The organism is Streptomyces sp. NPDC018610, assembly GCF_044391765.1.
Lineage (GTDB): Bacteria > Actinomycetota > Actinomycetes > Streptomycetales > Streptomycetaceae > Streptomyces.
The window spans coordinates 452,477-465,514 of the sequence record NZ_JBISAL010000004.1 but is presented as its reverse complement, the minus strand read 5'-3'; the positions used below and the strand labels follow the sequence as shown (position 1 = coordinate 465,514).

The following is a 13,038-nucleotide window of genomic DNA, read 5'->3' as shown; positions in this document are numbered from 1 at the left end:
GCCGTGTGGCCGAGGTGATGGAACAAGCCGTCGGGGAACGCCAGGTCCACGACATGGACCACGGCGATCATCTGTGTCTGGCGTTCGCCGATGACGAGGAGCAGCGCCGTGTGGTGACTGCTTACCTTCGCGACGGGCTGCAGCGCGGAGAACGGGTGGTCTACTTCGCCGATCAGTGTGCTCCGGAGCAGGTGCTGGACTGGCTGCGCGTGGCGGGGACCGACCCCGGCACCGCGCTCGACAGCGGGCAGCTCCAGGTCACCACGGCCGATGACAGCTACCTGGCGGCCGGTTCCTTCGACGCCGATGCGATGGTCGCCACGCTGCGCCAGGAGGTCGCCGACTCCCTCGCCGCGGGCTACTCCGGCTTCCGAGTGAGCGGCGAGATGGGCTGGGCCCTGCGTGACGTGCCGGGGGCCGAACGGCTCGGCGAGTACGAGCGCAAGGTCAACGCGGTGTTCGCCGAGAACCGTGCGTCCGCGATCTGCCAGTACGACGCCCGCCGATTCGACGCAGCCGCCTTGCACGCCTTCGGCCAAAAGCACCCCGGCACGGTGGAAGCCGTCCCGTTGTACAGCGGCGCGACATTGCGGCTGGTGCCGTCGTTCCACGACGGCCGACGGTCGCTACGAGTGGTGGGCGACGTGGACTACCACACCGCCGAGGCTCTCGCCTCCGCGCTTCGGACCGCCGAGGGCTGGCCGGGAGACATCACGGTGGACGCCGGCGCTCTGCAGTTCCTCGACCTGGCCGGGATACGCGCGCTGGTCCGCACCGCCGAACGGCTGCCGGAAGGGCGACGGCTGCGCGTGATCGACCTCCACCCGATGCTGCGTCATGTCATCAGCGTGGTCGGATGGGACAGAGAGCCCGCGCTGGTCGTCACCGCGCGGGAGACGGCAGAATGACCACCCCCACGGTGCGGCACCGTCCGCTCCCCGACACCGCGCCCCACCTGACACACCAGGCGCTGATCTGTCGCAGCGACGAGGAGTTCCCGGCCGCCTCCGCGTTGATCTTCCGCGACGGAATCGATCAGGAAGACGCCGTTCTGGCAGTGACCACGAAGACCGACATCGGCCTGCTGCGCCAGGCACTGGACATCGGTGCCGTGGCCGGCCCTTCCGGCACGGTACTGGTAGGCAGCCGTACGTTGGGCTGATGGGCGGCACCCGGCGAGCGCAGTGCGCCGGTTTCCGTGACACGGCCGCGGGCAGCCGGTGAACGCGCACTCACCGTGTGTCCGTCACGGAAGTTGTGCCAGAACCACTTCTCGAAGGTTCCCCGACAGGCGGGCGGTCAGCTGCTGCTGACACACATCGACCACGGATGCGAGGCCACGCCGTCCGGACGCTGGAAGTCATCCAGCGGGGCTGAGCGAACGAAGGTCAGCGTCCAGCATGCGGAGCAACTCGCCGACCCGTCCGCCTCCACTCGGTGCCACCGGGAAGCGTTTGAGCACGTCGACGACGCCGGGTGTCACACGCTGCACCGCCTGCTCAATGTTCTCAGTACCCACGCTCCGATCGTCGTCGGCGACGAGTTCGGCCGCTCTGGCCGCGTAGGCGCCGGCTCCGAGAATGTGCTTGACCTGGGTGGCCTTGGCCAGCGGATGCAGGTAGGCAGCGCCTGCCGCAGACATCGCCGCCCACGCGGCTTCGCGCGCAGCTGCAGTGTCGGCGCTCTTGGCCGCTTTCAGGGCTGCCGACGCCGTGTCGCGCAGAGATTTCCCGCGTTCACCGCCTCGAGCGAACTCCCACGCGGCACTGACAGCCTCTCGAGGCCGCGAGTCGTCCGGCTGATCGGCCTCGAATATCTCGAGCACCGCCTCCGCACACGCCGCGGCGAACGCGGCGACCTCACGCAGGTCCTGCTTGCTCAGAACGATCTCGCTCGCGTCCCCCGTCATGGCTCCATCCTGCACGATGGCGCTGGACGACTGGGCGGTAGGGGCGGCTCCGAGCCGCCGCTTCGTCCACGGCGAGAACCTCGGCGCCCGGACCGCGGCACAGCGCGCCGGACAAGACCGGCTGACACCAGCGCAGCAGTACCTGCTGGAGACACTCAAGCCGGAGCCCGCCCCGGCCCCGGAGGCGGGGCCGGGGCCGGGGCCGGGGCCGGTGGAAGCAGGACCAGGCCCGCCCGCACGGTCAACCTCGCCGCCGCACGGCAGTGCCACATCGACGGCTCTCGATCGAACTTCCCCCGCCCCGCAGCGCGCGATGGGGGAAGTTGGCGCATGGCCGCAAGTCAGTTACCTGGAAGGTCAGAGTGTGAGCCTCCTCGCGTTCCCGCGGCCGGCCAAGGCAGCGGACACGGCCGGCCGGGCCTCAGTCGAACGCCGTCCGGTGATCGGCGGCCCAGATCGCATAGGTTCGGGCCCGGCGACCGAGAACGGCCGTCACGTCGTCGGTCAGCCGGGCGTTTCCTCCCTCTGCGATGAACCGCTGGCCGCGTATCGCGCCCTCGGCGAATTCCGGGTCCCGGCCGGCGGCGATCATCTGCTCCTTCGCCGCCTCCAGCGGCACGTCGACGATTCCGACCGGGCGGCCGAGCACCTTCCGCAAGATCTCCACCTGGTCGGGTGTGCTCAGCAACTCGGGACCGGTCAACGTGTAGGTCCTGCCCGCATGACCAGGCGTGGTCAGCGCTGCGACCGCCACCTCGGCGACGTCCCGGGGGTCGATCACGCCCTGAGCGCCGTCCCCGGTCAGGTTGGCGACGGGCCGCCCTGCTCGGATGTCGGAGGCCCAGTGCAGGGTGTTGGTGGCGAAGCTGCTCGGCCGAAGGATCGTCCAGGCCGTGCTTCCCTCTCGCAGTGCGCGTTCACCGGGGAGGTGCCAGGCGCTGGTCCTGAGTCCGGTGTTCTCGCCGGTTCCGATGGCCGACACCTTGACCACCCTTCCGATGCCGTGGGACCGCACGGCGTCGAGCATCGCCAGGTCGTGCCGCTCGATCCAGGACCCCGGCGCGTCCAGCAGGAATACAGCGTCAGCCCCGGCCAACGCGTCGTCGAGAGAATCACGGTCGTCGAAGTCGCCCCGTACGACCTCAGCCGGCAGACTCACGCCTTCCGGATTGCGTGTCATGGCCCGGACCCGCTCGCCCCGTTCGGCCAGGATCCGAACCACTTGCGTGCCTATGGTGCCCGTCGCACCCGCAACAAGAATCATGCCGAGCACCCTGCCGCTCCGCCGCCCAGCCGATATAGGAGAAATCGGCAGACCGTAGAGTGGCCGGCGTGGAGGCCATGATGCCGAGGTCCGCGCTCCGGCCCTTGATCGCAGATGTGACGCTGATGCGGCCCGACGGGCTCCTGCCGCTGGTGCACCTGCCCGACGTCGCCACCGCGTTGGTCTATCGCAGGACCGGCCCGCGGGACGGGGAGCTGCGTGTGGTGGGCCCGCGCAGCCGCGCCTCCTACCATCCGGGGAAGACACTGCCGATGTGCATCAGGGTTCGGCTGCGCCCCGGTGTGGCCAGGTCGATGTTCGGTGTTCCGGTCAGCGAACTGCGGGACCGGGCCGTACCGCTCACTGAACTGTGGGGTGACCGCGCCGCCCGCCTCGAACACCGACTCAACCGACTGTCCGGCACCGACTCGGTCCTGCGGCGGATCGAGGATGCCCTGCTCGCAGGCCCGCACCACGATGCAGACCTGCGCGACCCACTGCTCCGCGAGGCCGTCGAGTCGCTGTCGTCCACCGGTGACCGGGTCGCCGCACTGGCCCGGCGGCTGTCGGTCAGCGAACGCCACCTGCGCGACCTGTTCACCGACCGGGTCGGCCTGGCACCCAAGCGCTTCACCCGCATCCAGCGGGTCCGCACCGTCCTGGCCGGGGCGGGCTCGGCGAAGTGGGCGGGCCTTGCCGTCGACAGCGGCTACTACGACCAGTCCCACATGGCGGCTGATTTCCACGAGCTCATGGGGTGTCGCCAACTGCCTTTCGCGCAGGCCACCTTCCCACTACGACGCCGTGCGCCAGGTGACGTATGAGGGCGGACACCGACACGGTGAGCGGGTGACGGCCTCCAGCTTCAGCACCAGCCGGGCACAGGCTCGGCCGGTGGCGCCGCACGGTCGGGCCACGCGGGCCCGGGGGCTCGCGATCGCCGCCGCGCCCTTGGCCTCGGCCGGGCGCCGGCGTCGTCCCCAGGCGCCGACGGCCAAAGACGGGCGGATGTGCAGGCGCGGACCGCGGCTTCTTGAGCGGCCGCTCAGCTCCCAGTGACCGATCGGGCCTCGGGCCGGGCCGCCCAACCGCGCTCTTGGCCCTCAACTCCGGCTCATCACCTATAACGTTGGCCACAGCCCTGTTCCTTGACCACGATCGTGACTTATGGGGATAGTGTGAATCGTCGGAGATGCGTTCGATCGCATCTCCCCGAGACCGGGGGGTCATATGAAGGCAGTCATCGGCTCGCGGGGCGTCATGGTTGCACTGACGGCCACCCTGCTGCTCGGCGGAGCGACCGCCACGGCACAAGCCGAGCCCACTGACCCGCCGACGCCCGCGGCCTCCTGCCCGTATCCCTCCGTCTGCTTCGTCAAGGACGGCAAGGTGGTCTACGAGTACGACGAGGTGACCCCCTGGCAGTACCTGCCGGACCTCCTGCCCGCACCGCTCCAGGTCATCAACACCCGCCACGAGACCATATGGATCGGCGACACCAAGGGCGGGGCGCAGTGCATTCTGCCCGAGTCGGTCTTCGACAAGTGGCTGGGCGCCCCTCTCGAGTCCGTGCGGATCGACGACTCGACGGAGTGCGGACTCCTCTGACGTCGGCCGGGGCGCGAGCCCAACCGACACAGCGAACGTCCATCGTGCGTTGTCCGCGGCACGGGCGCCAGTCGAACGCGGCGTGGCACGGCTGGAGTCCTGGCGCATCCTCCGTGGGTCCCGGTGCAGCCCGACTCGAATGACGTCATTGGCCGCGGCCGTTCTCATCCCGGAGCGGCAACGCTGAAAGAGGTCACCGGTTCGAGTTCAGCCGGGTCCGGGGCTCTTCGTGCGCGCCCCTTTCCGCTGCACAGGACCAGGCGGCGGTGCCCCGCAGCATGTGGATCAGCATGAAGGGTCCGAAATCCGGCTCGGGCGCGCGGACGGGCCGCCGAGGCATCAAGGGCGTACCGGGCATGGAAGCCGGTGTCGGACCGGCCCAGGAACTCGACCCCCGCCTTCGGATGGGAGACGGCCTTCTTAGCGGCGTCGATCCCTGGAAGTGGACACATGACCATGGGCACGAACGTCACGAGCAGTGCGTCACCGGGGCCCGCGTCGCGCGCTGTGGGCGAGAAGCGGAACGGCCAGGAGGAACAGAGCGCCTTCGACGGCGAGGCTGGCCAGTCCGAGCGGCTCGGTCCAATTGCCGACGTCGTCCCGGTAATCGGGCAGGCCCGGCCCCCTGGAGAGGATGTAGCCCAGTACGGGACCGGCGGCGACCCCTGCTGCCAGCAGCCATCCGGCTCGGACACGACCGGCCAGGAGCAGTACCGCGGCGACGACGGCCGCGATCTCGAGGACGTGGTAGGCGATGCCGATGTAGTAGGGGTCCCTGGTGGCGGTGATGCCGCCCTGGTCCACGACATGGACCCCGGCCACCACGAGGCACAGCAGCGCTCCGGCCCACCTGGCCGCCCAACCGGCCCCGGGCTCTTCCACAGTGTGATCCGACATGCGGTAGTGTCCCCTTTTTTTCTGTCCACGCCGATGCGACATGTCGCGGTCAGGAGCCCTTGCCGAAGCGGCCCCTGAGGCGGCTCAAGTGATGCGACCGCGTCCATTCGGGGCGAGGTGACAGCTCTTTCCCGGGCGCACCAGGTGGGTCGAGGGCAGCGGAACCGCACTCTCGCTCATGCACCCACCTCTACACCTCGAGCCGTCACGCCGCTCGTCGAGCTGCTGCAGACGGACGGTCTGGTGCCGAGCCGACCGAGACGGACGACAGCGGTGGAACGGGTCGGGATGTGACGTGGATGCCGCTCGTCGCCGGCGCGCCGGGAGCGGCAGCGGCCTCGACGTCGTGGCTCCACAATGGGAAGGAGGCTTCGACGCGGGAGCGGGTGAGCTCTGGTAGGCCATTCGCGCACGGCCAGGGGCCGGCCGGTCCGCATGCGGTCAGTGAGGCGGTGGGCCATGAGGTCGGTCACGGCGAGGTGGATCATGGCGTCGGCGGAGCGGACGGGCGGAGTCTCACAGTCGCGGGCGAGGCGGCGGTGGAGCTTGAGCCAGCCGAAGGTCCCCTCGACCGCCCGCTGCTTCGGGATCGGGATGAATCCCCTGGTCCCGGGTGCGCTGAGCACCATGTCGATGCCGAGAACAGGAACGGCACGCCCGGCGCCGCCGGGACTCGGCAGTGGGGCCGCCCGTCTCGCAGACGCCGTCGGCTCGCCGTCACGCTCGCGGTGATCGTCCTCGGTACCGCCATTGCCGCGCTGCGTGAGCCGATCGAGGCCGGGTGGCTCCCCTCCCCCACTCTCTGGCGGGCCGGGTGAGAAAGGCGGCCGGGAAGGCACTTGCCCTGGCCAGGCCGTTGCGCCAGGGTGGCGGGGTATGCGCTCCTCGACGGGCCCCAGGAATGGGGCCGCTTTCCGTGGCTTCACCGGTCGCGCTGCTCACCCGGGTCGCGGCTCCACCGCGGTGGAAGGGGTCGAAGCGGGTTCCGGTCTGCCCTTCGACCGGCGGGTCCTCGTCCTGGTCGAGATCGCCGACGATCCCAACGAGACAGCCTTGGCCGAGGAGTTGTTCGCCGGTCGGGGCTGGCCGGTGCGTGCGGCCGCGGAGCACGAGCGGGCCGGCTGCCCGCCTGGCCGTGTGGCCCGGCTGGTCGAGGTACGGCTGGCCGGTGCGCGGGACGGCGTGGTCGAGCGCGCGTTGAGCGGGATCGACCGCCTTGCGGTGGCGGCGTCGCTGCGGATGTGGGCGCGCGATGCGGTGCTCCTGGAGCACCAGCCCGAGCAGTACACCGCCTGGCGGGTGCGGGCCGCACCGGGAGCCCCCCGGTCTCATCGGGTGACGCGGGTTGCCGAGCCGCGCGGCCACGCCGGGGCACTGGCGGACCTGCGGGCCAGGGCCCTGGCCGGACCCGCCCTCGGCGCCGACGCGGACGTGGACGTGTTGGAGACGTCCCTCGACGTCAAGGCCAACCTGTTCCTGGTGAACACCGGGAACGCGGTGGTCCTGGCGGCAGCCGTGCTCGCCCAGGCTGCCCACGGCGCCTGGCAGTTCACCGGCCGGTTCGTCACCGTGATGTTCGGCCTGGCCTTCCTCGCCTGGGGCGTGCGCCACGCCCTGCGCGACTCACCCACCCGCAAGGCCGCGGCCTGGGCCGTGCCGCTGGCCGCCCCTTTCCTGCTGCCGCTGGTCACCTGGCTGGGCACTCTGGTCCAGGAGCGCTACATCCGCGCCTTCGGCATCCCCGCGGACTCGGTGCACACCGGCGCGACGGAACGCCTGTGGGCGGGCATGCTGCCCGTCCTGGGCGTCTTGTACTGCACCGCGTTCGGGGTCGCCGCCTACGGCTGGAACCGCTGGGCGCACGCGGACACCGCGGGCATCGAGACCGCCAACGCGGCGTTCGGCGCGGGCCTGGGGCTTCTCCTCGGCATGGTCACGGTGCTCCTGCCCTTCGTCACCGACGCCTATACCCAGGACGCGGCGCACGCCCAGGTGGCGGCAGCGCAAGGCTGGCAGCCCGCCGCCTTCCACGGCCTGCACCCGGCCGTGGTGTGCGTGCACCCCCTCACGCGCGTACCCCACCCCGAGCGCGGCCTCCCCGGCGCCGCGTACGGGGGCGCCGTGCCCCTGACGCACCCGCTGCTGACCTTCGGCCCCGACGGGGACCGCATCTGGCTGTGGGATCCCGCGACACGGCGAGCGCTCGACATGGACCTCGCCGCCGCCACCATCACTCCCGCCGCCCCTGACGCTGCCTGCGGGTGACCGCCCCGGCCGCGGCGGCACTCGTCCGGGCAGGCCGCGACGCAGCGCTGAGCCGAGCCGGACACGGGGTGCTGACGTCGGCGGTAGCAGGGGGAGCCCACGGTGCGGTAGGACAGAAAGCCGCGTCTGCGCCACGCTTCGGCGCACTGATCGGCGACCACACCAGACCGGCACGAACATCACCATCGGGCCCGGCACAGCGATCGGCGTGATCACCTGGATGCGTGCGCTGTCGAGGGGACGAGCCTGAGCTCTTAGGTGCCGTCTCAGGCACGTATCGGATCGCGACCGGCCAGGACCTACGGAGGTACGCTCGGCCGGCTGTTGGCCGGAGGAGGACACGTCGACGAACCGACCTCGAACGGGCGGGCATCGACAACCTCGCCCGCCGCGACACTCGCATATCCCGCCTACCGCAGGCGCCGATGCCCACCCGGGTGCCCGACACGCCCGGAATCCTGGCCGCCCGCCTGGAAGTCCGGGCAGCGCAGAGCGCGCTCCAGAACTTCGCCCTGAAAGCCGAAATGTCGCGGGCCGCGAACAACATGACCCTCAGCATCATGGACGGCTGGGACTACGGTCAGGCCAGACGCGACGCCTGGAGCGCCGACGGCATGGAGGCGCAACTCCGCGACGCGAGCGCGGCCCGCGCCTATGTCGAGCCGCCCGGCCTGAGCCACGCCGTCGTGCACTGCCCGCCACTCGGAACGTGAGTTGTCGGTCCGGCCGGCAGCTGCAACGGCGAGCGTGACAGATCAGGCAGGTGTACCGGACGGGTCAGGAGGACCAACTCGGCACGCTCGGACTGGTCCTCCGTGCCGGCGCGCTCTGGACGACCCGCTGCCTCGCCGTCTCCGTCGCGCACTTGCGGGCGCTCCCCGCGGAGGAGCGGGAGCACGAGGTCCTGGACGAGGACGTCGCCCGCGGCGATCGTCCGCCTCGAGGACGACGGCACAGAGCGGTGAGCGACTGTGTGTCAGGCGGAGTCGAGTGGCAATGCGCCGAGGACGGCCGCGAGGCTGTGCGGGTCGCGGCGGGCGATGTTGTGGCCGACGGGGATCTCGTGAACCCGCCAGCCCGAGTCGTTGCGCAACCGTTCGGTCAGGGTCACGAACGGGCTGCCCGGCCATGCGCCGCCACTGATGAACGTCCGGCCGAGCGCGCGGCTTGGGGCGCCGCCGAGCCTGATCGACTGGACGAAGCTCGCCAGTGGGTGCGGTCGCGCGCGAGGGTCGAGTCCTTCGGGGACTGCGACCCATCGCCCGTCGCCGCGCGCGCCGGCCATGAACAGCTCCCGGAAGCTGTCGCTGGTCAAAGACCAACATGAATCCCCGTCGTCCGGGACGTAGGCGTCGATGAAGACGAGCTGATCGAGGCAGTCGCCGAGCCGATCCGCGACACCGGCGATCACCATCCCGCCGTAGCTGTGCCCGCACAGCGCGACGGGCGTTCCGTCGCCACGTTCGATGACCTCGGCCACCTGGTCGATATGGGTGTCGAGGTTCGGCGGACGGTCCACATCGACCGGGCCGTCCGACTCCAACCCCGACAAGGTCACCGCCTCGACGTGGTGACCGTCTCGGCGCAGCTCAGCAGCCACCGAGTCAAACACCCATCCACCTTGCCAGCCACCCGGCACCATCACGAACTTCACCGCGTCATCGTAGGTCGAGCGGCGGAACCGGACGAGTACAGCTGGTGATCGCGCGTCTCGGCAACGCTCGGACCGGCAGCGACGAACCGAAGGGCGAATCCGTACACACCGGCCGGATCCGGCGACGAAGCTCAACAGGCTCTCACCGCCACGCGGTGGCGGAGACCGCTTCCCGCCGGTCGTCTCCCGCAGAGGCGCCCCAGACATCGAGGGCCTGCCAAGCTCCGCCACGTCGTCGAGCAGGCCTCTGCGCTGCTCCGCTGCGCTGCTTCGCCACTTCACACGACTCGCCGTCCGAAGGGAACGCCCCACCGAACTTCACGATGCATGCGTCGCCCTCGCCCGCAGCCTCATCTGTCACCGACGGCTCAGGAGGGATGCCGCTCCGTGATCGAAAAGCTCTCATGGCGGCAATGTCCCTCGGAGAGGGTGGTGGGCGCCCCGGGGGACCCACCACTCGCCCGCTCGCTACTCACCCGTCTCGTGCTCCGAACCGTCCTTGGCGAGAGGCTCGTTGTAGGTGATCCGGACCGGCGCGTCCGCCTCCGCCCGTGCGCGGTCGGAAGCCGCCGCGATCTCCTCGTAGGTCCATTCCTTGTACAGACGCTCGCCATTGGCATCGGTGATGTCGATGACCAGACCGGTCCACTCCTCGGCAGGCCGTTCGGGGACGAGCCCCAGTTCGTACGTGGCGTCCTGAAGGAGGGATGCGGTGACGCGTATGCCGGTGAGTCTCTCGGCCAGGGCGAGGACCGCCGCCGTGTCCTCCCTCGGGAGTCAGCGGGAAGCCGACTTCCCGCAACACGGGAACCAGTTCATCGGGGCTGCTGCCCTGGCGCGCCGAGGGGCCCTCGAACGTCGAACGGAGCTCACCGTCCTCGAACCAGTGGAAGAGATGGATGGGCTTGCCCCCGTTGCTCGAGTGCGCCACTACCCGGCCGCCCTGCGACAGCGTCTCCGCACACTGCATCCCAAGGCCACCTTCGAAGCCGAGGACAACTGTCCAGTCGCCGTTCTCGCCCGGGACCTCGAAGGCGCCCGCGACGTAGGACTCATCCCAGTAGTCGTGATCCACCTCGGCGCGGTGAGCGTCATCCGCCTCGATCAGCCCGGCCGCGCCCTCCCCGGTGCCGCGCGGTCCCGCCTCCATCGCACGCAGCACCTCCTGCGGGCTCCGCCCTCGTACCAGTGTCAAGGTGTATCCGCTCTCCATCATGTGGCGGAACAGCGGCGAGGTGCGGATCCAGGCATAGTCGTGTGCGGTCACCGAGTTCATACGGCGCAGTGTGCCTGATCCCTCTGACAATGCCCGGTAAGCCGATTCTTACAGCAGCCAGACGATCCGCAAGCGGCCCTCGGCTCCCAGTGAAGGCAGGGACGGCCGGGGCAGCACCCCAGGTCACTCACCTACGTCCCGCACGCATCGCCGCCGTCAGCGTGCCGACGGTGACGTCGGGCCGCCACGGGTGTTCAGGACGACGGGCCCGGAAAGGAGGGTGTGCCAGGGTGTGCCCCGCACGATCGGGAGGCCCGCCGGCCTGTGAGACGCTACGCCGCCTGGTCCAAGAGGTCAGTGGCTGCCGTGGTGCTGGAGGTTCGTGTGGCAGACGCCGCCGCGGACCATGTTCAGGTGCATGGCCACCACGGGCCGCGCGGAGCGGGCTGCGGCCACTACGCTGCTGTTCTTCCCTTGAGCGATCTCCTTGTCGATGAGGGTCAGCGTCTTGCGGTGGGCCGTGTCCTGAACCTTCAGCCACGCCGTGTCGTAGGCGGATCCGCCCGCCTTGGCCTGGACGGCCTTCAGCTGCTGTCGCTGCGCCGCGGTCGGCGTGCTGGGCAGGGTGGTGTTCGTCTCGGCGGCCAGCTTGCGCACCGAGGCGTCCAGCTTGGTGTGGTCGCGCACCAGGGTCTTGCCGACGTTGATGACGCAGGTGGTGGTGGCGTGCCTCCCGGCGTCCTTGCCCGCGGCGATCTCGGCAAGGTTGCCCTGGTGGGCTTGCACCAAGAACGTCTGGTCCTGGGTCGCGCCGGAGGCGGCCGCGAAGACTTGGGGTGCGCACAGGCCGGTCAGGGACGCGGCCGCCGCCACGACGGCCACAGTGTATGAGCGCATGGAAATCGTGCTCCTTCGATTCCCGGGCGGCCCGCACGCGCGGGCGGTCCGGGAAGGGGGACGGACGCTGGTCCGCATGCGGACCGGGTGCCACATCCGACGCCACCCATCACAGCGATACGGAACCTTGTCATGTGCGACGGGTACGGGAAGCGCCCTCGTCGTTCGAGCGGGTGAGCGGAGATCACCGAGCGGTGGGTCTGGAGCACGGTGGGAAGTGGGCCGAGCAGGCCGGCATCGTCACGTTCCAGACCGCCGGTGACAAGCTCGGTTTCGTCAGGCGGCAGGCCAGTGGAGACCTGGAACGGTTGAAGGCGAATCCGTGCCGGACGCTCGCTGCCCGGGGCAGGTCAGGCGGGACGAATGGGCGGGGGTCGTTGCCGCGGGCGTGGTCGGCGACCAGCTGTACGGCCTTGCCGTCCGGGCGGCGCTGGACGGCGGCGGTGGGGACGGCGGCGAGCACGCCGACCGCGTGGGTGCCGTAGTCGTCCGGGGCTCCGGCCTGGCGCGGGCCGGTCCTGTGCGGGGCTCCACCGGCAGCGGGGCGAGCCACGCTCGACCTGGCCGGGGTCGATGGCGAGGGCCCGGAGCCAGGGCCGCCGACGGCGGCGCGGCGCGGGTCACCGAGGCGGGGCGAACGGCACGCGACGCCCGTCCGCGGCGACAGTCCGCCCCCACGACGGGGGCCCTGCCGCCGTCCCAGAGGGGCGCGACCTCAGTCGGTCACGGCGTCGCGCCGCCCGCCCCACTCAGCCAGGGCCTCGGCGGCCCGCCCCCGGTGGGTGCGGAACCGGCGCAGATACGACCGTGCCATGGGGCCCGGCGGGACGCCGCGGGCAAAAGCCCTCATGTTGCGTTCGCCCGTGTTGTAGCCCAGCGCGAGCAGCTCGTCGCGGGTGTAGCGGGGCACGTGCCGCCGCGGCAGGCTCCGGTCCAGATCCTTCAGGTGCAGGGCGGCCGCGTGGATGGCGGTGGCCGGGTCGTCGCGCAGATCCTGCCACCGACACGACAGACCGTGCGTTCGCCGTACCCGCTCGAACGTCGCGCGGTGCATGTTGACGACTCCGAAGGAGGCCCCGGGCTTCCACCACTGCCACAGCCGTTCCAGCAGCGGGTGGTGCGGCTTGTACGCCTCGTTGTGCAGCACGGTCATCACGAGCGTGGGCGACACCCCGGTCGCGTCGGCGCTGCGCACCACGTACGCCGCGTAGTCGGCCGGATCGTACTCGCCGGGCCGCAGCGGTGGCGTCCCGGCATCATGGCCGGCCGCCGACCGGACCCCCTGTCCCGACGCCTCCGTGGTCCACCCTGTCATACCCGTCCGCCTC

Annotated in this window: 13 protein-coding genes and 3 pseudogenes; 7 read left to right on the top strand and 9 right to left on the bottom strand. The window is 70.7% G+C overall.

All coding sequences use genetic code 11. From position 1 onward, the window contains the following. The first annotated feature begins 5 nt into the window (after positions 1–5). Positions 6–908, top strand: coding sequence for an MEDS domain-containing protein (locus ACH5A8_RS13965; protein ID WP_399001417.1), 903 nt, complete (start codon positions 6–8; stop codon positions 906–908). Further along, a complete protein-coding gene (locus ACH5A8_RS13960; protein ID WP_399001415.1) occupies positions 905–1,162 on the top strand; it encodes a hypothetical protein in 258 nt (85 codons plus the stop codon). The genes ACH5A8_RS13965 and ACH5A8_RS13960 overlap by 4 nt, the downstream gene beginning before the upstream one ends. A gap of 198 nt (positions 1,163–1,360) precedes the next feature. Here ACH5A8_RS13960 and ACH5A8_RS13955 read toward each other — a convergent pair whose 3' ends face one another. Then, positions 1,361–1,909 carry a putative immunity protein gene (locus ACH5A8_RS13955; RefSeq protein ID WP_399001413.1) on the bottom strand — a complete coding sequence of 183 codons (549 nt, stop codon included), beginning with the start codon at positions 1,907–1,909 and terminating at the stop codon, positions 1,361–1,363. A 421-nt stretch (positions 1,910–2,330) separates the two neighbouring features. After that, positions 2,331–3,173: an NAD(P)H-binding protein gene (locus ACH5A8_RS13950; protein ID WP_399001521.1), complete on the bottom strand. Its 843-nt coding sequence runs from the start codon at positions 3,171–3,173 to the stop codon at positions 2,331–2,333. A 104-nt stretch (positions 3,174–3,277) separates the two neighbouring features. Here ACH5A8_RS13950 and ACH5A8_RS13945 point away from each other — a divergent pair, with 104 nt between their 5' ends. The 3 genes and pseudogenes from ACH5A8_RS13945 to ACH5A8_RS13935 all read left to right on the top strand — a co-directional run. Continuing rightward, entirely contained in the window at positions 3,278–3,997 is a 720-nt protein-coding gene (locus tag ACH5A8_RS13945; RefSeq protein WP_399001412.1) for a helix-turn-helix domain-containing protein, read from the top strand. 436 nt (positions 3,998–4,433) lie between these two features. Continuing rightward, positions 4,434–4,781 carry a hypothetical protein gene (locus ACH5A8_RS13940; protein WP_399001411.1) on the top strand — a complete coding sequence of 116 codons (348 nt, stop codon included), beginning with the start codon at positions 4,434–4,436 and terminating at the stop codon, positions 4,779–4,781. Between the two features lie 46 nt (positions 4,782–4,827). Further along, positions 4,828–4,968: pseudogene (locus ACH5A8_RS13935) on the top strand (IS5/IS1182 family transposase); the annotation flags it as partial. A 296-nt stretch (positions 4,969–5,264) separates the two neighbouring features. On the opposite strand, the gene ACH5A8_RS13930 reads toward ACH5A8_RS13935, so the two are convergent. Beyond that, the gene (locus ACH5A8_RS13930; protein ID WP_399001409.1) at positions 5,265–5,678 is read right to left on the bottom strand and encodes a hypothetical protein; all 414 of its coding nucleotides are present in this window, start codon (positions 5,676–5,678) and stop codon (positions 5,265–5,267) included. A gap of 443 nt (positions 5,679–6,121) precedes the next feature. Next, positions 6,122–6,319: pseudogene (locus ACH5A8_RS13925) on the bottom strand (IS5/IS1182 family transposase); the annotation flags it as partial. Positions 6,320–6,641: 322 nt separating this feature from the next. On the opposite strand from ACH5A8_RS13925, the gene ACH5A8_RS13920 reads away from it, so the two are divergent. Both ACH5A8_RS13920 and ACH5A8_RS13915 read left to right on the top strand, forming a co-directional pair. Continuing rightward, positions 6,642–7,943: a hypothetical protein gene (locus tag ACH5A8_RS13920; protein WP_399001407.1), complete on the top strand. Its 1,302-nt coding sequence runs from the start codon at positions 6,642–6,644 to the stop codon at positions 7,941–7,943. A 425-nt stretch (positions 7,944–8,368) separates the two neighbouring features. Next, positions 8,369–8,656, top strand: coding sequence for a hypothetical protein (locus tag ACH5A8_RS13915; RefSeq protein WP_399001405.1), 288 nt, complete (start codon positions 8,369–8,371; stop codon positions 8,654–8,656). Between the two features lie 263 nt (positions 8,657–8,919). On the opposite strand, the gene ACH5A8_RS13910 is transcribed toward ACH5A8_RS13915, so the two are convergent. The 5 genes and pseudogenes from ACH5A8_RS13910 to ACH5A8_RS13890 all read right to left on the bottom strand — a co-directional run bounded on the left by ACH5A8_RS13910 (position 8,920) and on the right by ACH5A8_RS13890 (position 13,025). Next, a complete protein-coding gene (locus ACH5A8_RS13910; RefSeq protein WP_399001403.1) occupies positions 8,920–9,597 on the bottom strand; it encodes an alpha/beta fold hydrolase in 678 nt (225 codons plus the stop codon). A 468-nt stretch (positions 9,598–10,065) separates the two neighbouring features. Continuing rightward, positions 10,066–10,873 (bottom strand): annotated as a pseudogene (locus tag ACH5A8_RS13905) (DUF6461 domain-containing protein). A 294-nt stretch (positions 10,874–11,167) separates the two neighbouring features. Then, positions 11,168–11,710 carry a DUF4142 domain-containing protein gene (locus ACH5A8_RS13900; protein WP_399001401.1) on the bottom strand — a complete coding sequence of 181 codons (543 nt, stop codon included), beginning with the start codon at positions 11,708–11,710 and terminating at the stop codon, positions 11,168–11,170. 184 nt (positions 11,711–11,894) lie between these two features. Further along, on the bottom strand, positions 11,895–12,263 hold the full coding sequence (locus tag ACH5A8_RS13895; RefSeq protein ID WP_399001399.1) for a hypothetical protein: 369 nt from the start codon (positions 12,261–12,263) through the stop codon (positions 11,895–11,897). Positions 12,264–12,425: 162 nt separating this feature from the next. Continuing rightward, positions 12,426–13,025, bottom strand: a complete 600-nt coding sequence (locus ACH5A8_RS13890) for a transglycosylase SLT domain-containing protein (protein WP_399001397.1) — start codon at positions 13,023–13,025, stop codon at positions 12,426–12,428. Positions 13,026–13,038 lie beyond the last annotated feature (13 nt).